The sequence below is a fragment of the Pseudomonas sp. MPR-R2A5 genome, from assembly GCF_058793055.1.
On record NZ_JBXAFK010000079.1, the window covers coordinates 1 to 24367 of the forward strand.

General features: G+C 55.1%; 22 protein-coding genes and 3 pseudogenes. 14 read left to right on the plus strand and 11 right to left on the minus strand.

What is annotated here, in order from left to right:
• Positions 1-74: 74 nt before the first annotated feature.
• From AC1Q6I_RS33235 to AC1Q6I_RS33250, 4 genes and pseudogenes are all read right to left on the minus strand, one after another.
• Positions 75-623, minus strand: a pseudogene (locus tag AC1Q6I_RS33235) (copper homeostasis membrane protein CopD); the annotation flags it as partial.
• Positions 624-626: 3 nt separating this feature from the next.
• A complete protein-coding gene (gene copC, locus AC1Q6I_RS33240; RefSeq protein ID WP_019821291.1) occupies positions 627-1010 on the minus strand; it encodes a copper homeostasis periplasmic binding protein CopC in 384 nt (127 codons plus the stop codon).
• 368 nt (positions 1011-1378) lie between these two features.
• On the minus strand, positions 1379-2767 hold the full coding sequence (locus tag AC1Q6I_RS33245) for a heavy metal sensor histidine kinase (RefSeq protein WP_024078224.1): 1389 nt from the start codon (positions 2765-2767) through the stop codon (positions 1379-1381).
• Complete coding sequence (locus tag AC1Q6I_RS33250) at positions 2764-3453, minus strand: heavy metal response regulator transcription factor (RefSeq protein ID WP_024078225.1); 690 nt, start codon at positions 3451-3453, stop codon at positions 2764-2766. Before AC1Q6I_RS33250 ends, AC1Q6I_RS33245 begins: the two co-directional genes overlap by 4 nt.
• A gap of 205 nt (positions 3454-3658) precedes the next feature.
• Here AC1Q6I_RS33250 and AC1Q6I_RS33255 point away from each other — a divergent pair, with 205 nt between their 5' ends.
• The 4 genes from AC1Q6I_RS33255 to AC1Q6I_RS33270 all read left to right on the plus strand — a co-directional run bounded on the left by AC1Q6I_RS33255 (position 3659) and on the right by AC1Q6I_RS33270 (position 7418).
• Entirely contained in the window at positions 3659-4012 is a 354-nt protein-coding gene (locus tag AC1Q6I_RS33255) for a co-regulatory protein PtrA N-terminal domain-containing protein (protein ID WP_024078227.1), read from the plus strand.
• Positions 4013-4176: 164 nt separating this feature from the next.
• Positions 4177-4713 (plus strand): cupredoxin domain-containing protein, encoded by a 537-nt coding sequence (locus AC1Q6I_RS33260; RefSeq protein ID WP_024078228.1) that lies wholly within the window; start codon positions 4177-4179, stop codon positions 4711-4713.
• Between the two features lie 93 nt (positions 4714-4806).
• Positions 4807-5058, plus strand: coding sequence for a DUF2933 domain-containing protein (locus AC1Q6I_RS33265; RefSeq protein ID WP_019821297.1), 252 nt, complete (start codon positions 4807-4809; stop codon positions 5056-5058).
• A gap of 2 nt (positions 5059-5060) precedes the next feature.
• The gene (locus tag AC1Q6I_RS33270; RefSeq protein ID WP_024078229.1) at positions 5061-7418 is read left to right on the plus strand and encodes a heavy metal translocating P-type ATPase; all 2358 of its coding nucleotides are present in this window, start codon (positions 5061-5063) and stop codon (positions 7416-7418) included.
• Between the two features lie 311 nt (positions 7419-7729).
• On the opposite strand, the gene AC1Q6I_RS33275 is transcribed toward AC1Q6I_RS33270, so the two are convergent.
• From AC1Q6I_RS33275 to AC1Q6I_RS33290, 4 genes are all read right to left on the minus strand, one after another.
• Positions 7730-9211 carry a DUF2971 domain-containing protein gene (locus tag AC1Q6I_RS33275; RefSeq protein ID WP_041161059.1) on the minus strand — a complete coding sequence of 494 codons (1482 nt, stop codon included), beginning with the start codon at positions 9209-9211 and terminating at the stop codon, positions 7730-7732.
• A 64-nt stretch (positions 9212-9275) separates the two neighbouring features.
• Positions 9276-9641 (minus strand): histone-like nucleoid-structuring protein, MvaT/MvaU family, encoded by a 366-nt coding sequence (locus tag AC1Q6I_RS33280; protein ID WP_024078231.1) that lies wholly within the window; start codon positions 9639-9641, stop codon positions 9276-9278.
• A gap of 1134 nt (positions 9642-10775) precedes the next feature.
• Positions 10776-11429, minus strand: coding sequence for a hypothetical protein (locus tag AC1Q6I_RS33285; RefSeq protein ID WP_024078232.1), 654 nt, complete (start codon positions 11427-11429; stop codon positions 10776-10778).
• Between the two features lie 12 nt (positions 11430-11441).
• The gene (locus AC1Q6I_RS33290) at positions 11442-12179 is read right to left on the minus strand and encodes a HupE/UreJ family protein (RefSeq protein WP_024078233.1); all 738 of its coding nucleotides are present in this window, start codon (positions 12177-12179) and stop codon (positions 11442-11444) included.
• 513 nt (positions 12180-12692) lie between these two features.
• Here AC1Q6I_RS33290 and AC1Q6I_RS33295 point away from each other — a divergent pair.
• The 5 genes from AC1Q6I_RS33295 to AC1Q6I_RS33315 are packed head-to-tail and all read left to right on the plus strand — an operon-like array spanning position 12693 to position 16424.
• Positions 12693-12986 carry a metal-sensing transcriptional repressor gene (locus AC1Q6I_RS33295; RefSeq protein WP_024078235.1) on the plus strand — a complete coding sequence of 98 codons (294 nt, stop codon included), beginning with the start codon at positions 12693-12695 and terminating at the stop codon, positions 12984-12986.
• A 7-nt stretch (positions 12987-12993) separates the two neighbouring features.
• Entirely contained in the window at positions 12994-14142 is a 1149-nt protein-coding gene (locus tag AC1Q6I_RS33300) for a nickel/cobalt efflux protein RcnA (protein WP_024078236.1), read from the plus strand.
• Positions 14143-14580 (plus strand): YqaA family protein, encoded by a 438-nt coding sequence (locus AC1Q6I_RS33305; RefSeq protein WP_024078237.1) that lies wholly within the window; start codon positions 14143-14145, stop codon positions 14578-14580.
• On the plus strand, positions 14577-15320 hold the full coding sequence (locus AC1Q6I_RS33310; protein WP_024078238.1) for a TraX family protein: 744 nt from the start codon (positions 14577-14579) through the stop codon (positions 15318-15320). The genes AC1Q6I_RS33305 and AC1Q6I_RS33310 overlap by 4 nt, the downstream gene beginning before the upstream one ends.
• A gap of 39 nt (positions 15321-15359) precedes the next feature.
• A complete protein-coding gene (locus AC1Q6I_RS33315) occupies positions 15360-16424 on the plus strand; it encodes an N-acetylmuramoyl-L-alanine amidase (protein ID WP_041161326.1) in 1065 nt (354 codons plus the stop codon).
• A gap of 130 nt (positions 16425-16554) precedes the next feature.
• On the opposite strand, the pseudogene AC1Q6I_RS33320 reads toward AC1Q6I_RS33315, so the two are convergent.
• From AC1Q6I_RS33320 to AC1Q6I_RS33330, 3 genes and pseudogenes are all read right to left on the minus strand, one after another.
• A pseudogene (locus AC1Q6I_RS33320) lies at positions 16555-17025 on the minus strand (IS5 family transposase); the annotation flags it as partial.
• 59 nt (positions 17026-17084) lie between these two features.
• Positions 17085-18353, minus strand: coding sequence for a group II intron reverse transcriptase/maturase (gene ltrA / locus AC1Q6I_RS33325; RefSeq protein WP_010466266.1), 1269 nt, complete (start codon positions 18351-18353; stop codon positions 17085-17087).
• A gap of 519 nt (positions 18354-18872) precedes the next feature.
• A pseudogene (locus tag AC1Q6I_RS33330) lies at positions 18873-19385 on the minus strand (IS5-like element ISPre1 family transposase); the annotation flags it as partial.
• A 461-nt stretch (positions 19386-19846) separates the two neighbouring features.
• Between AC1Q6I_RS33330 and phnC the strand changes: the two are divergent.
• The 5 genes from phnC to AC1Q6I_RS33355 are packed head-to-tail and all read left to right on the plus strand — an operon-like array spanning position 19847 to position 24252.
• On the plus strand, positions 19847-20674 hold the full coding sequence (phnC, locus tag AC1Q6I_RS33335) for a phosphonate ABC transporter ATP-binding protein (protein WP_003118432.1): 828 nt from the start codon (positions 19847-19849) through the stop codon (positions 20672-20674).
• Positions 20671-21534: a phosphate/phosphite/phosphonate ABC transporter substrate-binding protein gene (phnD, locus tag AC1Q6I_RS33340; RefSeq protein WP_010466255.1), complete on the plus strand. Its 864-nt coding sequence runs from the start codon at positions 20671-20673 to the stop codon at positions 21532-21534. The genes phnC and phnD overlap by 4 nt, the downstream gene beginning before the upstream one ends.
• 8 nt (positions 21535-21542) lie before the next feature.
• Complete coding sequence (gene phnE, locus AC1Q6I_RS33345) at positions 21543-22370, plus strand: phosphonate ABC transporter, permease protein PhnE (RefSeq protein WP_010466252.1); 828 nt, start codon at positions 21543-21545, stop codon at positions 22368-22370.
• An 8-nt stretch (positions 22371-22378) separates the two neighbouring features.
• Positions 22379-23389 (plus strand): phosphonate dehydrogenase PtxD, encoded by a 1011-nt coding sequence (gene ptxD, locus AC1Q6I_RS33350; protein ID WP_003118429.1) that lies wholly within the window; start codon positions 22379-22381, stop codon positions 23387-23389.
• On the plus strand, positions 23383-24252 hold the full coding sequence (locus AC1Q6I_RS33355; RefSeq protein ID WP_010466239.1) for a LysR family transcriptional regulator: 870 nt from the start codon (positions 23383-23385) through the stop codon (positions 24250-24252). The genes ptxD and AC1Q6I_RS33355 overlap by 7 nt, the downstream gene beginning before the upstream one ends.
• Positions 24253-24367 lie beyond the last annotated feature (115 nt).

Genomic DNA, 24367 nt, shown 5'->3' on the forward strand with positions numbered 1-24367 from the left:
CTGCTTCATCGGGAAACTCGGTGGGTGGGGTCGCGGTATTTTGCCAAATCAGAAAGTTTTTTTCAGAGTTTCCCTAGCGATTTCAACCGCAGCAGTAGAGCGAATGCCAATAGAGCGCCCAACCAGCCACCTGCGGCTAATAGGTGGAAAATGTCGGTGATGAAATGCCAGTAGCGTCGACTGCCCTCATCCATGGCGCCGTGCCCTGTCCATGCCAACGTCGCCAACGCAATCGCTCCGCATACAGTGACGATCCAGAGACTGGGTGTTGGAAATCGCTTGTTCAACGCGACGCCAATAATTGCCATCACCAAGGCAGCTATTCGGACCATCCAGGTCAACCCGACGTCAGTCCCCATAAGGACCATTTCAAAAATATGACGATGTAGCTCCATAAGCTCCGACACACCGCTCATTGCTTTCGCAAGCAACAACATCGCGGCAAGGGACAGAGCTACACCTGCAACGGAAGTACCGTAAAGAAGCGACTCAAAATTCAAGACCGTGCCCGATACTCTTTCCTTTCCCCTGAGGCTGTACAAGCCGAAAATTGCCAATCCGAATAACAGCATCAGGTCGAAATAAAGAGCAAAGCGAACCACAATATTTATTGAGTCGCTCATAAATCATTTCACTTTAAATGAGAAGTTGCCGGTGATCGGGTGAGTGTCCGAGGAGACAGCACGCCATTCGACTTTGTAGGTACCGGTGGTCAAAGGTGCTGCCGGTGTAATCACCATCGTTTTCGGATCACCGCCACCAGCGACGGCGGCCTTAACACCCATTGGGGAGTTCGGCATGCCAGGCATATCGGTCATGATTAGTTTTGCACCGGAAAACTGAGTGGTGAGATTCTCAGAAAAGTGCAGTTCAATTTTCGAAGGGGCCGCCGCATTCGAGCCTTCTGCCGGAGTGGAAGAAAGGAGCTTTGGATGTGCTTGAGCAACTGCACTCAGAAGCAAACCAGCGGTAAGTGCAACAGCTACGGTCGTAGTTTTAAGGAATGACATGCAAGACTCCTCACAGCAAGAGCTGTTGATTCGAGGTTTGTTTGGAATATCTAATTTTTACTTTTCGATTCTTGTTAAAACCACTGATGATTAGCTAGTAGCCTCCGTGTTCTAGGTCAGGTTGAACACGAGAAACTCACTAGGCCCCAACGTCACAGTGCAAGAACACGATGCCACACGAACGCAAACTGTTCGATTACATTTCAGTCAGCTTGACGCGGTGTTTGGCCTCGAATTGGCGGGCGTAGCGAGACTTAAAGACGAGACCGCGTGCCCCAGATACTAGGGTTTTCACTCATTCAAAAATAACGAAAGTGGACGCTGGGCGCAGGCTGAGAGATCGCCGTTGATCACAAATACGCCGTTGTTCAGCTGACCTCCAAGTCAACACTAGGAAACTCTAGATGAAAGGCCGTTTTCCCGTCACATGACGTACACCAGATTTTGCCATCATGCGCCTCAATAATTGATCGGGTAATCGACAGACCTAGCCCTGCGTTGCTTGGACTCCCTTCTCGCCGCGCTGGGTCCACGCGATAAAAACGATCGAAAAGCTTTTCAAGATGTTCGGGGGCAATGGGTTCTCCGTGGTTCTCCACGACGACCAATACCGACATCTCCTTCTGGAGGATTTCGACACTGATCGTCTTCCCTTCAGAGGTGTAGCGAAGCGCGTTAGAGAGCAGGTTAGAAATGGCTCTGTGGAGCATAAGGACATCGCCTCGGACGCTGCCCCTTCCTGAAACCTTGAGTTGAATCCCTCGCTCATCAGCCAAAAGGCGGTAGTACTCAAGCAATTTTTCCACTACTTCCACGAGGTCTATTGGTTTGTTCTCGTGTGTGATCAGACCGTTGTCAGATTTCGCCAGAAAAAGCATGTCATCAATCATCCGACTCATACGCTTCAAGTCATCAAGATTTGAGTACAGGTTGTCTTCGTAGTCCTCAATATTCCTTTTTCTTGAAAGCACCACTTCGGTGTGGGTCATCAAGTTGCTCACGGGGGTCCGTAGTTCGTGGGCAATGTCTGCGGAAAAGTTCGATAACCGGACAAATGCATCGTCGAGCCTGGACAACATTGCGTTAAACGACAGCACCATTTGCTGAAGCTCTTTGGGAACGGGTGCTAAGGGGATGCGCTCTTTGAGTGATTTTGCTGACATTGAGGCAGCGACCCGCGTGACCTGGCGAATGGGCCGCATGCCACTGCTTGCTACCATCCAGCCGAGTGCAGCACTGACCAATGCGCTGATCACCAACCCTATCCAAAACCATCGTTCAAGCGTCTCGAAAAAGGACATATGCTGAGTAACGTCAAAGATCAAAATGACTGTCAACGGCTTGTCTTGCCCCGTCACAACGGCTTGTGCCGTCACTCCACGGAACATCTGCCCTTGCTCCCGCCACTCCCAGACGTTGTTGTTTGTGGTTGTGCGGAACTCCTTCGGAATATCTACCGGACCGGGATCAGCAAACAGCAGCTTGCCGTCACCATCGATTATTAGGGCAGTCAAATCACGGTGAGCCCCCAGCAGCGCCTCCAGCTCAGGCTTAAATTCGCTGAGTTGATCGATGCTGTTCAACCCGGACAAAATTCTCTGGGTCGAGTGGAGCTTTTCGTTCAATGCCTGCTGATCCAGCATCTTAAAGTGATGCCGACTGAGGTTATTGAAACTGAGTCCGGCGACCGTAAGCACGGCCGTTACCGCGAGCATGAACATCAGACTCATACGGGTCGTCAGGGACATTCGGTTCATTCCGACTCCGAATCAGGCGCGTCGAGCATGTAACCCATCCCCCTAGAGGTATGAATCAACTTGACCTCAAAGTCGTCATCTATCTTGGCCCTCAACCTTCTCACTGCAACCTCGATAACGTTGGTATCGCTGTCGAAGTTCATATCCCAAACCTGGGAGGCGATAAGTGACTTTGGCAGCACCTCCCCTCGACGTCGTAGCAACAGCTCAAGCAACGCAAACTCTTTGGCCGTAAGGTCTATGCGTTTACCTCCACGAATGGCCCGACGCTTGAGCAGGTCCACCTCCAGATCAGCCAGTTTCATATAGGTTTGCGAGGGAGCGCCGTTACCCCGACGCAGCAACGTTCTGACGCGAGCCAACAGTTCAGAAAATGCGAAGGGTTTGATCAGGTAATCATCTGCACCGAGTTCAAGTCCTTTCACTCGATCTTCAACGCGATCTCGCGCCGTGAGGAAGAGCACGGGAACATCTTTTCCGGATGCACGAACCTTCTGAAGTACTTCCCAGCCATCCAGCCCAGGCATCATGACGTCTAGAATCAGCAGGTCATAGGCCTCGCTCAAAGCGTGCTGTAGCGCCACCTTGCCATTGGTAAAGCGATCCACATTGAACCCCGCCTCCGTGAGTCCTTGCTGCAAATAGATACCTATTTTGGGTTCGTCTTCAGCAACCAGAAGTCTCATGAGGGTGGCTCTCGGATAATGATGAAGCGCAGTCTGCAACGAAACACGCCAGCCAACCAGCAACTGACAGAAAAGTAATATTGGCTTCAGGTAGATGTCAGCGAGCGCTGTCTAGGGTTCAAGCATGAGTACTTCCTGGTGCTCGACCGACTCTTCAGCATGAAACGTTAGGGAGCCGGAAAACAATTCCATAAGGAGTTGCCCCATGAATCGCCTGAAAATGCTGTTTTTTGTGAGCTCGATACTCGTCTCAGCTTCTGTATGGGCTGAAAGTGGCGGAGACCGGGTGATAGAGCGTATGGAAGGCCTGCGCGACAGGGCTGAAGCCGTACTGATCCAAGCTGAAAAAGCCCCTGAAGGACAGCGTCATGTCCACATGGCCGAGCATATGAAAATGCTCGGCGACATCATGAGCCAACTCCATAAAGATCATCCAGACGCCTCAATGTCACCCCAGCAGCACCTGGCCTGGATGGAAAAGCACGACAAAATTGTCGACGACGTTTTGAGTCAAATGCAACGCGAGCACAAGCTGATGCTGTCAGAGAACCATCAGTAAGCAACTCCCTGAAAAGAGCTTTTTGAACAGTCCTGTTAAATGCGGCGTCATCTGGACGCCGTATTTATTTCGAAAACTGACAGAAATGTAGTGTTCAGGTCAGTTAACTGGCAGCTCCGCATCATTAGCATAGCCAGTGTTTCCCACTTACTCTCGAGGTCACCATGAAAGCTAAGCTCGTTACCCCTGTCATCGCAGCAATCACTCTACTCTTCGGTGCTACGGCTATGGCCAGCGCAGGGCATGGGAAAGAGGACATCGGCCAGCCTGGAGTCGCCTCTGAGGTTACCCGTACGGTGGAGGTCGAGATGGGCGATATTTTCTTCAAACCTGAAAGCATCGACGTAAAGCCTGGTGAAACTATTCGATTTGTCCTTCGCAATGAGGGTTCGCTGCTGCACGAGTTCAACATCGGCAAAGCTGCTGCTCACGCAGCACACCAAAAAGAAATGGCAAGCATGTTCCAGAACGGAACGCTTAACCCCACAGGTACCGGGAAAACGATGAGCGGTATGGGCCACAGCATGGGTGGAATGAAGATGGTCGGAATGGAGCACAACGACCCGAACAGCGTCCTGATTGAGCCTGGCGCAACCAAAGAGCTGATCTGGACCTTCAACAACAGCACTGGGCTTCAGTTTGGCTGCAACGTGCCGGGGCATTATCAGTCAGGGATGGTCGGTCAGTTTGACCTGAAATAAGCCAGAGCTGGCTGCTAACACCGCTTCGACGCAAGAGTTGGCTACGCTCTGTCGCAGAGATCACAGCAATGCTCACACAGTGGGGTTTAGATCATGAATAACCATCAGCATCCGGATGGAAACACCACCGCACCATTTTGGAGGCGCAAAACAGGCGTTGTACTAATCATGCTCATTGCGATTGGTGCCTTTTACGTTTTGCGGGAGCATTTCAGCCACGTTTATCCATTTTGGCCTTATCTGATTCTGTTGATCTGTCCATTGATGCACTTTTTTGGACATGGACATGGCGGACATAGCCATGGCGATCAGGCAGCAACCCACAAGGACGAAAAAGGGGAATAGCCATGCCTACCATATCGAGCCACCACGACCACAGTCACGCCCATGCTGCTCCGCTCAATGACGATGATCTACGTGACCCGGTGTGCGGAATGGCAGTCACTTCATCAAGTAAGTTTGGTGAGTCTTATCAGGGACAGACATATCAATTTTGTAGCCTGAAATGCCAGGAGAAGTTTCGAGCTGATCCTGAACGCTACAGCGGTAATGTTTCGAGCGCCGAATCCCGCGTCACCTCTTCAGAGTCTGCGGTACAAACAGGCACTGAGTTTACCTGTCCGATGCACCCGGAAATACGCCAGCCCGGACCCGGCAACTGCCCTAAATGTGGCATGACATTAGAGCCGGTCATGCCCACGCTCGATGAAGAAGAAAATCCTGAACTCCGGGATTTCGCCCGCCGCTTTTGGTGGTCGCTGCCATTAACCGTGATAGTGACAGTGCTCGCCATGGCGGGACACTCGTTACAACTCCTCCATGGCTCGATCCAAAACTGGATCGAGCTAGCTCTGGCGACACCGGTGACCTTATGGGCAGGTTGGCCCTTTTTTGTAAGGGGCATAGCCTCTATTAGAAATCGCAGTCCAAACATGTGGACTCTGATTGGTTTGGGTACCGCCGCAGCCTACCTTTACAGCGTCATGGCAACGCTCTTACCCCAAAGCTTTCCCGCCACCTTCATGCAAGATGGACGTATCGGCGTCTACTTCGAAGCCGCCGCGGTCATCATCTCGCTCACCTTGCTTGGGCAGATTCTTGAGCTCAAAGCCCGATCGCAAACCTCCGCCGCCATTAAGTCCCTTCTCGGTCTATCGCCCAAGACCGCACGCCGGATCAATGCCGATGGACAGGAAGAAGACATTCCTCACACACATGTCCACCTTGGAGACCATCTGCGGGTCAGGCCTGGTGAAAAGGTGCCAGTTGATGGCTCAGTACTGGAAGGTGAAAGTGCGGTGGATGAGTCCATGCTCACTGGCGAGCCAGTGCCGGTAATGAAGAGAGCTGGAGATAGCCTGATCGGTGCCACGCTGAATACACATGGCAGCTTGGTAATGGAGGCGCAGAAGGTCGGCGCCGAGACCATGCTGTCACAAATCGTACAGATGGTCGCTCGGGCTCAGCGCTCCAAAGCACCAATGCAACGAATGGCCGACTCTATTGCTGGCTACTTTGTGATGGGTGTTATCGCGATTGCGATACTGACATTTGTCGGCTGGGGGCTTTTTGGCCCTGAGCCCAGTTGGGTGTTTGGTCTGATCAACGCTGTCGCCGTGCTGATCATCGCTTGTCCCTGTGCGTTGGGTCTTGCTACGCCCATGTCGATCATGGTTTCGACAGGTAAAGCAGCCAGCATGGGTGTGCTGTTCAGGGATGCCAGTGCCATCGAAAACCTTTGCAAGATCGACACGCTGATTGTCGATAAGACAGGCACCCTGACAGAGGGTCGGCCAGTGTTTCACAGCGTGGAGGCCACACCAAGTTTCAATCCCCACGATGTTCTTCAGCTGGCTGCCAGCCTTGATCAGGGCAGCGAACATCCCTTGGCTCATGCAATCGTCGATCACGCCCGAACCGAGAACATTAAGCTCACCAAGCCAGAATCCTTTGAGTCTGGTTCAGGTATCGGGGTCAGTGGCATCGTCGATGGCAAGAAGATCCAGCTGGGGAACACCGCGTTGATGGAAGCCGCAGGCGTGAACACCAAGCCCCTACAAGTGCGTGCAGAGTTGTTGCGTCTTGACGGCATCAGTATCATCTACCTCGCAATCGACGGGGTATTGGCAGGGTTACTGGCAGTATCAGATCCAATTAAGCCGACCTCCAAAGAAGCAGTCACCAAGCTCAAGGCTGATGACATCAAAATCATCATGGCTACTGGCGACGGGCTCACCACCGCTCGGGCTGTCGCCAGGGAGATGGGGATTGAAGAAGTCCACGGTGAAGTGAAACCTCAGGACAAAGAGCGTCTGGTCGCAGACCTCCAGCAATACGGCCGGAAGGTCGCCATGGCTGGTGACGGTATCAACGATGCACCGGCCCTGGCGCGAGCAGATGTGGGCATTGCCATGGGGACAGGGACTGACGTTGCGATGAATAGTGCGCAACTCACGCTGGTAAAAGGCGACCTGATGGGGATTTTACGAGCAAGGGCACTTTCGGTCGCAACAGTAAAAAACATGCGGCAAAACTTGGGTTTCGCCTTTCTTTACAACTCGATGGGTATTCCCCTTGCCGCAGGCTTGCTCTATCCACTGACGGGACACCTCCTGTCGCCAATGATCGCTGCCATAGCCATGAGCGTCAGTTCTGCATCTGTAGTTTTCAATGCATTGAGACTGAGGAATACCCGAATTGACTGAGCTTCAATTGCGAAATTGCAGCGCAATTGACCATGCGTTTGCATACGACCTGACCAGTCATTTGCATTTGACTGACCACCGATTGCAGAGGATTGGACCACCCAGACATCAAAGCTGAGAGGCTCATAACGACGCAAAGGAGACATTACGATCGTTGGCGGGAAGATCGCTGTTCCAATGGTTAGAGCGTGCACCCTCTACTCTTATGACCGCACAGCGATAGGCGCCGATTACAACCGTCGATAAATACTCGGCAGTGGCCGGCCCCGATGCCTGATTCCAACTTGCGGAAGAAGTGGAGAATCTGCGAGCTAGCTTTCAGCTGATGAATCGCCAGGCTCAGTAGAGCCACCATTTATATCAGCATCGTGTATTGAAACAGGTAATAAGCCATGTTGGATACTTTTCGTTTCCGGATCGTAATAGGCCTGGTAGAACTGAAACTCTTCACGGCCTTCACGTTCACAGTGGGCCTTGATAATCCTAATAGCTTTGAGTTTGTACTCCAACGGCGTCTTGATCCCAAAAATGACGCCCTCCAAGCTTGAAAACCGATACTTCAAAACTCGATGCTTTTTATCTGTGATGTCCATGCCGGAATTAAGAACCAAGCGGTACTCTTTTTCGGACTCCCACTGAGGAAGCGTTGAGGTCAAAGCGAAATCAAGGTTATTCCAGTGCCTCTCTCGCAGATCACTGGAATCAGTTTTGTACCACTCGCTAGTGGTACTCAGATTTCCTTGGCCATCGTTGTACCAGAAGCCACCTAATGCCTCGTTTGGGACGTTGCCTAATGATCTGAAGAAATCTATTTCCGAGTGTTCTCGATCGTAGAAAACTTCCTTGAACTGCATATTCTGGAAGCCATAAATGATGCCGCTATGACCAAGACCTATCGGCTTATTCATTTCAAGAGATAGTGCTTGGTCTTCACCTGAGACCCTATATTTCAGGCAGATGCCTTTGTGATTGTCTCCGTAGCTACCCCAGATGGCGGAGTTATTACACTCCTTCATAAAGCAGGCTACATACCATTTCGGGTGCATTAGCTGGTCGATTTGATCTAGATATCGAGGAGCAAATGCCGTTATTAGGTCATACACACCGTAATGATCATTGATCCATACGTGCGCAGCCTTGATGGAGAACGCCGAGGTTGTGACAGCAATCTGCCTGTATGACTCAAAATCACGATGCTGGCCATCATCTGCTTCGATATTTGATATTATCTTCAGATGAAAGTCACTGTCCCCTAGTGGGTCTCCAGGATTCTCAGGATGATGTGCACCGGTTAACTCGTACTTGTAACTTACTGAAAGTACGATTGTTAAGAAGCGCGTATGCAGAGAACTGAGGTAGAGCAACAACTGTGGCTTGTAGTGTTTTCTCTCGGCTTTAGAGAGTGCCTTGATGTACCCCTGAAATATCTCACTACTTTGGAGCAGGTAATCCATTTCCTGGAAAGCAAAGAGGTACACACCCCGGAGATTAGCAGGATACTGGCCAATTGGGAGCTCATTAGGAAGTGGCACGCCGCTCATTACCGCGTCATCAATCTCCCAGCTTCGAAGCGCTAGTATCAATAGGTAATGCCTAAAGAAATTCGCCCAGACGATTTCATCACCCGCCCAGTAGATTTCCTTGTACCCCTCTAGAGGATCGTTCAATTGCTCAGGCGGTGCGAAGTAAATCTCAAGCTTCTCAAGCTCACCGGGCACAGCCTCCTTGGTCTCGGTGGCGTCTTTTCCGAGCAGACGATCCGCTGTCCTGAACCTGTAGAGATGTCGATCCATGATTACCCCGCATGTGGCTACGAAAAAGGGCCCCACCGGGCCCTCATTTGTACTCAAACCGATCTTACTGAGTGCGCCAGGACTCAACAATGTCCGCGCCGAATTCAGTTTTCCATTCCTTGAGCTGGCGATGGTTCCCGCCCTTGGTCTCGATCAACTCGCCCGAATTTGGGTTTTGGTAGATCTTGACGTCACGTGCTTTGCGGACACTTTTCGGGGCAGCGGTAGTAGAAGCACGGCTTGCTGCCTGGGGATCGAGGAGAGCGATGACGTTGCGGAGGCTATAACCGTACTCGGCAAGCAAAGCCCGCAGCTTAGTTTCGAATTCAACTTCTTTTTTCAGGCCTTCGTCGCCTTTCATGGCTTCAAGGGCAGCGAGTTGTTCGGCCAAGTGTTTTTCGAGTTGACGGAACTCAGCAAGACGGGACATGAGATGACCTTTATAAAATGATTGAGCAGTATACGAATTGACAAATCTAGCGCAACAACTGAGATCTTAGAAATATCAGGATTAATCGCTATCCCCATGTGATCCGCTTAGCGACCAACCTGGCACGTAAATTATGCTCTTTGAGGCTTTTTCGATTGGTGTAGTGTGTTCGTCGAGAATCACGCTGTCCCTCTCGATTTTCCGTGGCCGGAAGGTGCTTTACTAAGCCAAATCCAATTTGTACAAACATTGGCGTCTTAACTTTCGGCTTTCGGACTTTGGGAGCTTTCGGTTTTTTGATCCGGTGTTCAGATCCTACCGACGTCTGAGGGGGAACATAAGGCGCAAATTGTGGGTATAGATCCTCAAAAAGCTGAACCTGCGCGGATACTGGAGTTACCCTAGTTACCCCGACCTCACCGGACTTGCGCCTAAAGTGATCGTCAGACGAATTCATTCTAGCTACAAAGTCCAGAATCGTCCCCCGAAGAGACCGCCCTGTCACAATGCGACGATGAATTCGTTTCCAGCCATCTTTCAGATTTCCCCTGGTCACGTCCCACTGCTCTGGTGACGAGAACCCCAGCTGTTTCGCGAACTCTATGTAATCTGGTGGTAAATCGTTTGCCATGTCCTTAGCCTCCGATTTTACAAGCATCGATGATGGCATAGAAGAATCAAGGGATGCTATACCAGTTCTGTCGAGAGCCTATCCGTTAGGTAATTGCACAGACTTGCCCAGCCATTTGCATTCGATTTGACCAGTAATTTGCTTCGGATTTGACCTGCAGGCTTCGTGGCCATGACCGGCAGAGGACGACCCAAAGCAGTCATTTGTTTGCGGGATATAGGCTAGAACTTTTCGTCATGCAGAAAAACGAGGCCGCAATCGCGGCCTTGTTTTTTTAGAGTGTTACTCGTGCGAATGTCCGTGCTCAGCGCTCTCGGAGGTTGTGCCTTTCTCACCACCGCCGCATGCCGTCATCAAGCCCAGGAAGCAGAACAGCAGCACAGAACGAATCAGAGTGGTTGGGGATTTCATGGGAATACTCTTCAAAAGTGGATGAAATAAATGGTCTGTGGTCAGGCTGAAGTCCGCGTTTTCGGCAGTAGGACAGCCGTCTCTGTGTCGGATTACTGTTTGACGTTCAGGTAATCACCACTCGTCTTCAACGAAATGGTCACGTCGTTATTGCTGCGATTACGCCAAAACCAACCATGGGTGCCGTCAAAAATGGCGGTGAATTCGCCTTTATTACTTTTGACCTGCTTGCCCTTGTTGTAGCTGTGGAAGTAACCCTTTTCACCGTTGTAGGGCTCGCCATGGGTGTCGTAGTTCACAAGCCCACCAGCCGCTGTCCATTCATAACTCACAGTCTTGTTCTTCAGCACTTCCAGTTTGATCTCTGTCCCTTCACCTGGTTTGAGCGTGACGGTCATTTGATTCGTCTTCATGGCTGGGGTCGGTGCCGACGCTGATTGGGCCACAGGTATTGCAGCAGGTTGGATTTGCGCAATCTGCGGAGCTGGAGCTGGAGCTGAACTAGGAGCTAATGCTTGCGGCGGCGCTGTATCCGCCAACGCCTCTTGGGCAAGGATGATCTTCAATTCGCCCATTTGGGTCAGACCCAGTGCGCGGCCCACACCCGTAGGATCAACGGCGTATTCCGAAGGCATGACAACGGTCATCAGCAGGCCAATAGCAGTCAGCAGTGCAATGACAGTCGAACGAACCAGTTTGCGAGTGCTGGGCAATTCATTAACAGTTGGAAGCGGAGTATTGAACATGGTCAGAATTCCTTAGGCGGAGATAAACAGGCCGGTGATCTGGTAACCCATCAGCAGGAAACCGGCACTCATCATGGCGACGTTGGCGGTATAGGCGTGGCGCCAGAAACTGGCGGTGCGCCGCCAATACCCCATCAGAATGAGAATCGCACTAAGGGCCAGCAACTGGCCGATCTCGACGCCGACGTTGAACGCAAGCAAGTTGGGGATCAGCCCGTCGGGCGAGATCTCGTACTCCTGGATTTTGGTGGCCAGGCCGAAACCATGGAGCAGGCCGAAAATCAGCGTGGCCACTTTGGTATTGGGTTGGAAACCGAACCAGCGCTGGAACGCGCCCAAGTTATCGAGTGCCTTGTACACCACCGAAAAACCGATGATGGCGTCGATGATGTACGAGCTGATGCTGATCTCGGTCAGCACGCCCAGCAGCAACGTCACCGAGTGGCCTACCGCGAACAGTGTGACGTAGAGCCCCACATCCTTCAGGCGGTAAAGGAAGAAGATCACCCCGAACAGAAACAGCAGGTGATCGTAGCCCGTCATCATGTGCTTGGCGCCCATGTAGATGAAGGGCAGCAACATGACGCCGGAACTTTCCTGGATAAAGCCCTTGTCACCTTCCGCGACGGCGTGAGCCATCGCCTCGGGCATCCCGAGGAAAAGTGCAGCGACAAGTAAAAACAACAGCAGTAGCGGGCGGTGCGATGGCGCAGTGAATGCGCCCACGCCGCTCATCGAGTGCGAATGCATGGATAAATCCTACGTTGGAGGGATCAAAGGCCGCTGCGCGGCCATGGTCAGGATGCGAACGAAGGACGGGGTGGACGCTTGATCAAGAATATCGGCGGAGGGGGAACTGCATATTGCGGGGCATCAACCCGCACCGATAGCTTGGGTTGTTCGGCCAAAATCAACAGTGAAGTGAGCTGCGGTGTTTCGTGCTGATGGTCAGGGGTCAGCGGGGAGTGATAGTGATCCGAGCAGCTCGCACACGACATCTCAGTCAGCTCTTCATGAGAGTGATGGGCGTCTTGCGCAACCTCCCAAGCAGGCTGTTTCGACGTCACTGACAACGTATAGGTATGCCCGGCCCAGGCCACAAACATGGCGAGGACAAGCGCGAATACCACCGTTGTTGTCAGTGTTCTGCTGAACATCGTGATCGGGCTTCAACTCGTTTTTCAGGGCTTTGATGCGTTTGACCGCATCCCCTAAGGGGGGATAGGATGCCAGCGTAATTCATTAAGGCCCGAGGCTCAAGTCATGAGTGAAAACGAACACAGCCATCCCCACACTCACCAAAGTCACGAGGCGATCATCAAGCGTCTCAAACGGGCGGACGGCCATTTACGCGGCATCATCACCATGATTGAAGAGGGGCGTCAGTGCGTGGACATCGCTCAGCAGCTGCATGCGGTCGAAAAAGCCGTATGTCAAGCGAAGCGCACGCTCATCCAGGATCACATTGATCACTGTCTGGAGGACACAGTCTCAGCCTTGAACAATGGCGAGCGCGCACCGTTGGAAGCCTTCAAACAAATCACCAAGTACCTCTAGGTCTGACATGCCCAACTTTGCTGAACTGCTGCAACAGGGCGGTACACACGCCTGGCTGTATTTCCCGAGCGCTATCTTGCTCGGTGCCTTGCATGGCCTGGAACCGGGCCATTCAAAAACCATGATGGCCGCTTTCATCGTGGCCATTCGTGGTTCGGTTAAACAGGCCGTTTTGTTGGGTCTGGCCGCGACGCTGTCGCACACCGCCGTGGTGTGGTTGGTCGCCATCGGCGGCATGTACCTGGGCAAAGGTCTGGACGCTCAAACCACTGAGCCGTACTTCCAGCTTGCGTCCTCTGCACTGATCATCGTAGTTGCTCTTTGGATGCTGTGGCGTACCTGGCGCGGTGAGCAGATGTTCAAGTTCGAGCAAGGTGATGACCACCACCACGGTGAGCATGACCATGGCCATCATGATGAAACCCATCGAATCGATACCGGCCACGGGCGCATCGAACTGTCGATTTTTGAAGTAGGTATGCCACCGCATTGGCGCCTGAAAACATTGACCGGACACGCTTGGGCTACATCGGATGTTCGCCTAATGACGACTCGTCCGGACGGCAGCACTCAATCGTTCTCTTTCGTCGAGCGCGAAGGCTTTCTGGAGTCGGCAGTCGATATCCCGGAGCCTCATGAGTTCAGTGCGCGCTTGAGTCTTGGGCATGCGGGCCACTCCCATGATTACGATCTGGCGTTCCAGGAGCATGATCACGGGCACGCGCATTCCGAACTGGAAGGTCTGGAGTTGTCAATTGATGGCTATCAGGATGCGCATGAACGCGCACATGCCAACGATATCCGTAAGCGCTTCACGAATCGTGAGGTGACCACGGGCCAGATCGTCATGTTCGGTTTGACGGGTGGTTTGATTCCTTGTCCGGCTGCCATCACCGTTCTGTTGCTGTGTCTTCAGGTTAAAGAAGTCGCGCTGGGAGGCATACTCGTCCTGTGCTTCAGCATCGGCTTGGCGATCACCTTGGTGGCGGTGGGAGCTGCTGCGGCTATTGGTGCTAAACAGGCTTCCAACCGCTGGCCGTGGCTGGGCACCGTGGCTCGTCGTGCACCGTACCTGTCCAGCGTGTTGATAATCGGTGTTGGTCTGTACGTAGGCTTCCATGGTTGGATCGGCTTGAGCGCCCAAGGCGTCGTTTAAGTGTTCGAACTCGCCAGCTATTTTGGTCTATTTCTGGCGGCATTCGGTGCCGCCACGTTATTGCCCATGCAGTCTGAAGCTGTGTTGGTCGGGATGTTGCTCTCCAACCAATACGTTGCTTCTGCGCTATTGGCGGTCGCCACCTTCGGCAACGTTCTTGGCTCTGCGCTGAACTGGATTCTGGGTCGCTCTATCGAGCGATTTCGCTACAAGCGATGGTTCCCGGTGAGCGAGAGCAAGCTCGAAAAGGCCCAGCAGTCTTACCTGCGCTACGGGCGCTGGTCGTTGCTGCTGAGCTGGGTGCCCATCATTGGCGATCCGCTGACGGTCGTCGCCGGAGTCATGCGCGAGCCATTCTGGAGTTTCCTGCTGATCGTCACCATGGCCAAGGGCGTGCGTTATCTCTTGCTGACCGCCGTCACACTGGGGTGGACATGACGACTGCTCATACAACCCAGCATTCCTCACTCAAGAGCCGAAGCAGTAGCCTGGATCTGATCAAGTGGCTGGCGATGCTGACCATGGTCATCGATCACTTGCGGTTGGTGTGGCCGGAGATGAGCAATCTGTTCATTCTGGGGCGGCTTTCCTTTCCGCTGTTCTGTGTCGCCATTGCTGCCAACGTGGCGCGCTCCAAACCGGGCGAATTACTGACTGCCGCGAATGGACGCTACCTCGCCTTGATGCTGGTGTTCGCCGCCATTTCAGAAGTGCCTTATCGCTATATCAGCACCTCGGGATCATTCAACGTGTTGGTTACCCTGGCATTGGGGCTGGTGATTGCCTGGGGATGGCAACATCGCACCTTGTTGAGCAGCGCTATGGCCTTGATGGCTGCCGCGATTGCCTACGTGCTGGATGACCCGTTGATGTACGGGCTATACGGCGCGCTCGTTCCTGCGGCTGTCTTGTTAGCGATCAAGAGGCCCGGTGCTCTTTGGTTGCTGCCAGCAGTTCTATGCCTGTTGAGCAACACCCGCAGTAGCATCGTGACCAGGGCTATGGATCTTGAAATTCACTCATTGCTGGCCTTGAGCACTGCATTTGCCGCTCCGCTGATCGGACTCTGGCTGCTGCATCAGAAGTTCACCTTCAACGTCTGGCCGGTGCGGCAATGGGGCTACTGGTTTTATCCGGGACACCTTGCCGCTCTGCAAGCTCTACGGTTCTTAATCTGAATGGCAGAGAAAGGACTCTCCCCAAAAACGGTAAACGAGATGCACAGACGTTCATTACTCAATCTATTTTTGGCCGGTTTTGCCTTTGCTTTACCTTTGGGCTTACAAGCCGCACAAGTCCTAAATGTTCGGCTATGGAACACCGACGACAAGCTTCGGCTGGTGCTAGACCTAAGTGGTCCAGCACAGTACAAGACCTTCTCCCTGACGGCGCCGGATCGGTTGATTCTCGATCTGATGGGAACCAGCCTTGCCTTTGATTTGAGCAAACTGCAACTGGGTAACATGCCAATCCGCGCTATACGTTCAGGGCCTCAAGGTACAGGAACGCGGATTGTCCTGGACCTGATAGGTCCCGTGCAGTTGAATACCTTCATGCTGGCACCTGAACAGGCACAGGGGCATCGCTTAGTGCTGGATATTTCCAACTCGGCATCCCCGGCAATACAGCCGGCTGCACCGCAGGTTGTGCTTAATGATTCGGCTCATCCAAAGCGCGACATCATCGTCGTGGTAGACCCAGGGCATGGCGGTAAAGACCCTGGAGCAGTCGGGGCCAATGGCGAGCGGGAAAAAGATGTGGTGCTGTCAATTGCTCGGCAGTTGGCCAAACGGATCGAGCGGGAAAAGGGGTTTACCGTGCGACTCGTACGCGACAGCGATGTTTACGTACCGTTACGCAAGCGGGTGGAGATTGCTCGCCAACACAATGCCGATATCTTCATTTCCATACACGCGGACGCCGCGCCTCGGCGCACGGCCTCCGGAGCGTCGATCTATGCGCTATCGGAAGGTGGAGCCACGTCCACTACTGCGCGCTGGCTCGCGCAGAAGGAGAACGGCGCCGAGTTACTCGGTACGACCAAAAGCCTCGCACTCAAAGATAAGGACCCCATGCTGGCAGGAGTGATTCTCGACATGTCGATGAGCGCTACAGTCGCAACGAGCCTGGAACTGGGCCACTCCGTACTGAGAAGTTTGGCGGGCATCACCACTTTGCACCAGAAGCGTGTGGAGCAGGCGGGCTTTGCCGTACTTAAGTCGCCAGACGTACCGTCAATCCTGGTTGAAACTGGATTCATCTCTAAGGATGGTCTGAAGTAGTTGTGTATTTCTGGCTGACTTCAGCCCCTGCCGATTTTAAAAGCGGCAAATCGATCAAAAACGCTCAGATCACCCGCTTATTTCTGTGTTTTTAGCCGCCGCGAGCACCTCGCGGCAGCCATTTTCCACATTACAGGCGCACCTCTCCTGCATTCGCCAGTAAATGTCGGCGCGCCATCCACAGGTTCGACAGCGCGAACAGCGTCATCAGTTGCGCCGTGTTCTTCGCCAGACCACGGAAGCGCACCTTCACATAACCGAACTGGCGCTTGATCACCCGGAACGGATGCTCGACCTTGGCTCGTACCTGAGCCTTGGCCTTCTCAATCTTGCGCTTGGCTTTGTACAAAGCACTGCGCTTATCAAGCTTCTTGTAAGTACTACGGCGGGCGGCGATCTGCCAGATGACCCCCCGGCCTTCATGTTCAGGGCGTTTCTCGACGCCGGTGTAACCCGCGTCGGCACCGACCATGTTCTCATCGCCGTGCAGCAGCTTATCGACCTGGGTGACATCGGCCACGTTGGCCGCCGTGCCCACCACGCTGTGCACCAAGCCCGACTCATCATCGACACCGATGTGCGCCTTCATGCCGAAGTGGTGAGTCGGCCGCGGGAACTGCCCCCGCAGCCGCTCGCAGAACCGTACGTGACACTCTCGCGTCATACGGCTCCCGTTATCCAACCTTGCTGCCCGGTCACTCGCCAGTGATGAAACAGCCGGGGTACCACAGTCCGCATCTTGTCCAGCCATTGGCTAATGCGCCGCTTGCGCCTATGAAGAGCCTTGTATTTTCGTCGGGCCCAGCGTTCAAGCGCGCGGTCAATGTGCTGGAAGATGCCAAGCATGGCTGTCCGATAGAACGAGCCATAGTATTGCGACCACCCCTGTATCACTGGATTGTAGAGCCGAGCCACGTCGACCAGCGTCACGTGGGTTTGGCGATTGAGTCGCCACCTGCGTACCGCTTGCCGCATCCGCTTTAAGGCATCCGCACTCGCTCCCGGAAGGAAGCTCGTGAAGAGCTGGTCTTGTTTGCTGAGCGCCTTCCTCGGCCTAAAGGTGAAGCCGAGGAAGGTAAAGCTCACATGCGGATAACCTGCGCGACGGTTACTGTCCTTGCAGTACACGACCTTCGATTTCTCGGGGTGCATCGTCAAGCCACAGGCAGCCAGCCGTGAAGCAATGGAGCGCATCACGTACTCCGCTTGCTTTCGACTGCGGCAGTGCACCACCGCATCATCGGCGTAGCGGGCAAACGGGCAGTTGGGGCTGGTACGTTGCATCCAGGTGTCGAAGGCATAGTGCATGAACAGATTCATCAGGAGGGGACTGATCACTCCACCTTGCGGGGTGCCGCGTTCGCGTCGGACGCGCATACCGTGATCCGTTTCGAACGGCGCAACCAGCCACCGCTCGATGTACAGAAGTATCCAGTCCTCCTTGATGTGCAGGCGCACCGCCTTCATCAGCAACCCATGATTGATCTGATCGAAGGCTGCCTTGATATCAAACTCCACCACCCAGTCGTATCGCCAGCAGCGCTCACGCGTGATCGCCACCGCCTGCTTCGCTGATCGTCCCGGCCGGTACCCATAGGAGTCCGAGTGGAAGATCGAGTCCAGCTCCGGCTCGATGAGAAGCTTGACCACGGTTTGCGCGACACGATCACCAACCGTGGGCACTCCCAGCTTGCGCGTGCCTCCCGATGCCTTGGGAATTTCTACTTGCTTGACCGGAGGCGGGAAGTACGACCCCGACGACATCCGATTCCACAGCTTGTAGAGATTCTTAGACAGATCCCGCTCGAAATCGGCGATGGTTTCATCGTCGATGCCGGCAGCACCGCGGTTGGCCCTGACCTGCTGGTAGGCGTCCCATACCGTGCGTTTCGCTATGTCATAAGGTTTCGCCGAGCTCACGCCACTCATCCCCGGAGGTTGGCAACGCTCGTCGGCCGGATAACGCCGCCCCTTCGCTCCACCTCCATTACAGAGGCTTCATCGCTACTACGGGAGGCTCCGCCCCTCGTTCCAGCATCGGTATTCTTCCTCATGGTGTTGGCCATTTGTCATTTTCCTTCGCATCTGGAACAAGGTTCTCACGTTCCGTACCAAAGCCTGTATGAAGATCATGCCGCCTATACACCGGCTGCCATCGGGTCCGTAAGCAGGTAACGCCCCGACTTGTCCTGAAGCCAGTACTCCACCTCAGTTTCGGCAGCACCTTGGGCATAACGATGCGTCATCGGACGGTTTGCTTTCGCTCATCTTCTCCATACTCACCTGCCATCCTCAGGGATGACTTTTCCTCGGTCGCTCACCACCACACCTTTTGGATGCAGCAGCACCGGGTGGTTTGAAGTCCGCTCCTGCAAGCCGACTTCGGAAGGCCTACTTCCATCTTCGGCACAGCAGCACAGGTCATCTGACCTGTGTTCGTGACACACAGTACTGGTTACCCTTCTTGGTCTGATGCATTTCCGGGTCGCGCTTACCGTCCTTGTTCTTGGTCGAACTCGGCGCATTGATCAGCGTGGCATCGACGATCGTGCCTTGGCGCAGCGACAGCCCTCGGTCGCCCAGATAGCCATTGATGACAGCCAAGATGCCGGCGGCTAGTTCGTGCTTCTCCAGCAAACGACGGAAGTTGAGGATGGTGGTTTCATCGGGGATACGCTCCAAGCTCAGCCCCGCGAACTGGCGCAGGATGGTGGTCTCGTACAGCGCCTCTTCCATCGCTGGATCGCTGTAACCGAACCAGTTTTGCATCAGGTGCACGCGCAGCATCGCCATCAGCGGATAGGCCGGACGACCGCCTTCACCCTTGGGATAATGCGGCTCGATCAAGGCAATCAAACCCTTCCACGGCACCACCCGATCCATCTCGATCAGGAACAACTCTTTGCGGGTTTGTTTGCGCTTACCGGCGTACTCGGCGTCGGCGAAGGTCATCTGCTTCATCGGGAAACTCGGTGGGTGGAATCCGGGTATTTTGCCAAAATCTGGAAGTCTTCTTCAGAGTTTCCCTAGCATTAAGCTGGGCGCGACAACAGACGTCTAGTTGGGCGGCACCTGAAGGTTTCGACCAGCCACATAACGGCCTAGGTCAATCGACGGGCAAGAATAGAATGTCTCCTATAGTCCGCTAGTGTGCGCTCTCTTGCTTGGATGGCATTACGTTCTGGCCCAACGTTACTGTAGCGAATCCGCAGCAGTATCAATCAAAGCCTCCTGTATCCCGCGTGAAGAAAGACGCTACGTTGCGCCCGTTCTTCCACGGCTTCGCTTGCCGCCCCGCTACGGCAGATTCGAAGTATTCATCGAAATGTCATCCTTTAGAAGCAGTGCGGTAACAAGGAATTTCTACCCTTTGCATCGCGAACCGCAATTGTGCGGCCAGCAATATTGCGAAAGGTGATCAAATGACGCCCCATCCGATACAGGACGCCGTGCTGCGGGTCGACCGGTTGAGCGTCGTCTATCCAGGCGGCGTGACAGCCCTACGCGATACCTCGATTGCATTTCGGCGTGGTGAGTTCACCGTGCTGCTTGGTCTCTCGGGCGCAGGCAAGTCGACCTTGCTCCGTAGTCTCAATCGACTCGTCACGCCCACTGGCGGCAGTGTCACCAGCGAACTCGGTGAACTCGGCAGCGGCTCGGCCTTGCGTCAGCATCGTCGGCGTACCGCCATGATCTTTCAGCACCACCAGCTAATCGAACGTCAAAGCGCACTGGCTAATGTGCTTACCGGTCGGCTGGCCTTTCACAACACGCTCCGCTCGCTGTTTCCTCTGCCGCGTGCCGATCAGGAGATTGCGCTCAGTTGCCTCGCTCGGGTCGGTCTGGCAGACAAGGCGCTAAGCCGGGTGGACAAACTGTCCGGTGGCCAGCAGCAGCGGGTAGGCATCGCGCGTGCGCTAGCGCAACAGCCGGCGATCATTCTGGCCGATGAGCCGGTAGCCAGTCTCGACCCGGCCACTTCGGTCCGTGTTCTCGGATTGCTGCGCGACATCTGCAAGGAAGACGGCATCACCGCCATCGTTTCGCTGCATCAACTCGAATATGCCCGCCGCTTCGCCGATCGCGTCGTCGGGCTGGCCGATTCTCAGATCGTTTTCGATGCCGCGCCCTCGGAACTCACCGATGCGCAGCTTGAGCGCATCTATGCAGGCCGCTCTACGACTCAGCCAGCGAATGCTCCGGCTGAACCACCTGTCATGCTCGAACCTTCACTGGAGATGTCCCGATGAAACGCTTATCCGCGCTCTTATTGACTTGCTTGCTGTCCGCTGTTTCAAGTTTGTCCGCCCTAGCGGCCGATGCCGATCCGGATGTGCTAAAGGTTGCCCTGCTGCCGGACGAAAACGCCTCCGAGCTGATCAAGCGTAACCAGCCGCTGAAGGATTATCTGGAAGAGCATCTGGACAAGAAGGTGCAGCTGATCGTAACCACCGACTATTCCTCGATGATTGAGGCGATGCGCTTTGGCCGTATCGACCTGGCGTATTTCGGTCCGCTGTCCTACGTCATGGCCAAAAGCAAAAGCGACATCGAGCCCTTCGCTGCCATGGTCATCGACGGCAAGCCGACCTATCGCTCGGTGATTATCGCCAATGTGGCGTCAGGCGTGAATGAGTATGCCGACCTTAAGGGCAAGAAGATGGCCTATGGTGACCGGGCATCGACGTCCAGCCATTTGATTCCCAAAACCGTGCTTCTTGAGACGGCCGATTTGACGGGTGGGCAGGACTACGAACAACATTTTGTGGGCACGCATGACGCCGTTGCCGTCAACGTGGCGAACGGCAACGCCGATGCGGGTGGGCTGTCGGAGGTAATTTTCAATCACGTAGCCGAACGTGGCCTAATCGATCCGAGCAAGGTGAAAGTACTTGGTTACAGCGGCGAATACCCCCAGTACCCCTGGGCGATGCGCTCGAACCTGAGCCCCGAGCTGAAAACCAAGGTGCGGGATGTATTCGTCGGTATCGACGATCCCGAAGTGCTGCGCAACTTCAAGGCCGAGGCCTTCGCGCCAATCACCGACGCCGACTACGATGTGATCCGCAACATGGGATCGCTGCTCGGCCTCGACTTCGCCACGATGTGAGCACCGATATGTCTACTCATTACGACGTGCAGGCGCTGCCTGCAGAGCAACGCGAGCACATCCTTCGAGGCTTCGGCCTCGGTTGGTGGCGCCAGCTGGGGCAGGTGGCGATTGTATTCGGAGTGGTGCTGTTGGCCTGCTGGTACGTGGGGCTGCTCGATGCCACCACGCTGCTGAACGGGCTGCCCTCCATCGCGACCCTGGCAGGCGAGGCCATGCCGCCAGACTTTTCGGGCTATCGAAGCTGGATTCGCCCCTTGATCGACACCTTGGCGATGAGCATCGCCGGTACGGCCATCGCAGTGGTGTTCTCGCTGGTGGTGGCCTTCGTTGCAGCGCGCAATACGGCGCCGCACCCCCTTGTGTTCGGTGTTGCCCGGGTGCTGCTCAATGCCCTGCGGTCGGTGCCGGAGCTGATCATGGGCATCATCTTCGTTGCAGCCGTAGGGTTCGGCGCCTTGCCGGGCGTGCTTGCCCTGGGTCTGCATTCGGTCGGCATGGTCGGCAAGTTCTTCGCCGAGGCCATCGAGCACGTCGACGAAGCGCCGGTGGAAGCCGCTCGGGCGGCGGGGGCTACGCCGATGCAAGTGCTGCTGCACGCGGTTTTGCCACAGGTGACGCCGCAGTTCGCCGACGTGGCGATCTACCGCTGGGAATACAACTTTCGCGCCTCCACCGTGATGGGCATGGTTGGCGCCGGCGGTATCGGCTTCGAACTCATGGGCTCGCTGCGCATCATGCAGTACCAGGAGGTTGCAGCAATCCTGCTGGTCATCCTGGCCATGGTCACGCTAGTAGACGCCTTCAGTGGCGTGCTGCGCAAACGTTTCAAATAGGACAAACCATGCTGCCGAAACTCGTTATAACTCACCGAGTACACGATGAGATCCTGCAACTGCTGGCGCCACATTGCGAGCTGATGACCAACCAGACCGACAGCACGCTGACGCGCGAGGAAATTCTGCGCCGCTGCCGCGATGCTCAGGCGATGATGGCGTTCATGCCCGATCGGGTCGATGCAGACTTTCTTCAAGCCTGCCCTGAGCTGCGTGTAGTCGGCTGCGCGCTCAAGGGCTTCGACAATTTCGATGTGGACGCCTGTACTGCCCGCGGGGTCTGGCTGACCTTCGTGCCTGATCTGTTGACGGTCCCGACTGCCGAGCTGGCGATCGGACTGGCGGTGGGGCTGGGGCGGCATCTGCGGGCAGCAGATGCGTTCGTCCGCTCTGGCGAGTTCCAGGGCTGGCAACCACAGTTCTACGGCACGGGGCTGGATAACGCTACGGTCGGCATCCTTGGCATGGGCGCCATCGGACTGGCCATGGCTGATCGCTTGCAGGGATGGGGCGCGACCCTGCAGTACCACGAGGCGAAGGCTCTGGATACACAAACCGAGCAACGGCTCGGCCTGCGCCAGGTGGCGTGCAGCGAACTCTTCGCCAGCTCGGACTTCATCCTGCTGGCGCTTCCCTTGAATGCCGATACCCAGCATCTGGTCAACGCCGAGCTGCTTGCCCTCGTACGGCCGGGCGCTCTGCTTGTAAACCCCTGTCGTGGTTCGGTAGTGGATGAAGCCGCCGTGCTCGCGGCGCTTGAGCGAGGCCAGCTCGGCGGGTATGCGGCGGATGTATTCGAAATGGAAGACTGGGCTCGCGCGGACCGGCCGCGGCTGATCGATCCTGCGCTGCTCGCGCATCCGAATACGCTGTTCACTCCGCACATAGGGTCGGCAGTGCGCGCGGTGCGCCTGGAGATTGAACGTTGTGCAGCGCAGAACATCATCCAGGTATTGGCAGGTGCGCGCCCAATCAACGCTGCGAACCGTCTGCCCAAGGCCGAGCCTGCCGCATGTTGAATCCGGTCTGGCTGAAGAGCCTGGTAGCGATCGTTCAAACAGGCAGTTTTCAGAGCGCGGCGAGGGCGTTGGGGCTGGCCCAGCCGACGGTGTCGCAGCACTTGCAGAAGCTTGAAGAGCAGGTCGGCGTAACGCTGGTGCAGCGCAGTCGTAGCGGCTGCCAGCCTACCACACGGGCGCTGGCCTTCATGCCGCATGCGACCGCCTTGCTCGACATGCACGCCCGGGCGCTAGAAGCCCTGCATGGCAATCGTGAGCGCGTCGGGGCCAGCTCCAACATCGGCACCTACCTTCTCCAGCCATTCGTGCGCAACTATCTGACGACCGCAAATGAGAGGGGCGAGGTGGATCTGCGCATCGCCGCCAACCCGGATGTGGCCGACCAGCTACTGGCGGGCCAGCTCGACGCCGCGATCATGGAATGGTGGCTACCTCACCCCGACTTCGAACACCGCCTCTGGCGGGTCGAGCCGCTGGTGCTTATCGTCAGCCCCGACCATGCGCTGGCTGAAGCAGGGTGCATAGAACGTGATCGTCTGGTGGACCTGCCGATGCTGGGAGGTGAACCGGGTAGCGGTACCGGACGGCTTCTGACCGAATACTTTGGCGAACTGGGCGTGCCTCGCAGCGGTATGCAGCTAGGCAGCACCGAGGCAGTCAAACAAGCAGTGAGGGCGGGACTCGGCGTGTCGTTGGTGATGGCTTCCGCAGTACAAGACGAAGTTCGCAGTGGCGCGCTGGTAGCTCTTCCCATCCCGGGGCTTGAAAAGCGTCTCCAACTGATCTGGCGCAAACCTCCCGGAAATCTGCACCCGCCGGGATTTGTGCGGCACTTATTGGAGGAGGCAGATCTAGCTGGATAAGGTGATGGATGGTTGCGATCCAGCGCTTGGCTTGTCAGCCTAGGGAAACTCTGAAAAAAACTTTCTGATTTGGCAAAATACCGCGACCCCACCCACCGAGTTTCCCGATGAAGCA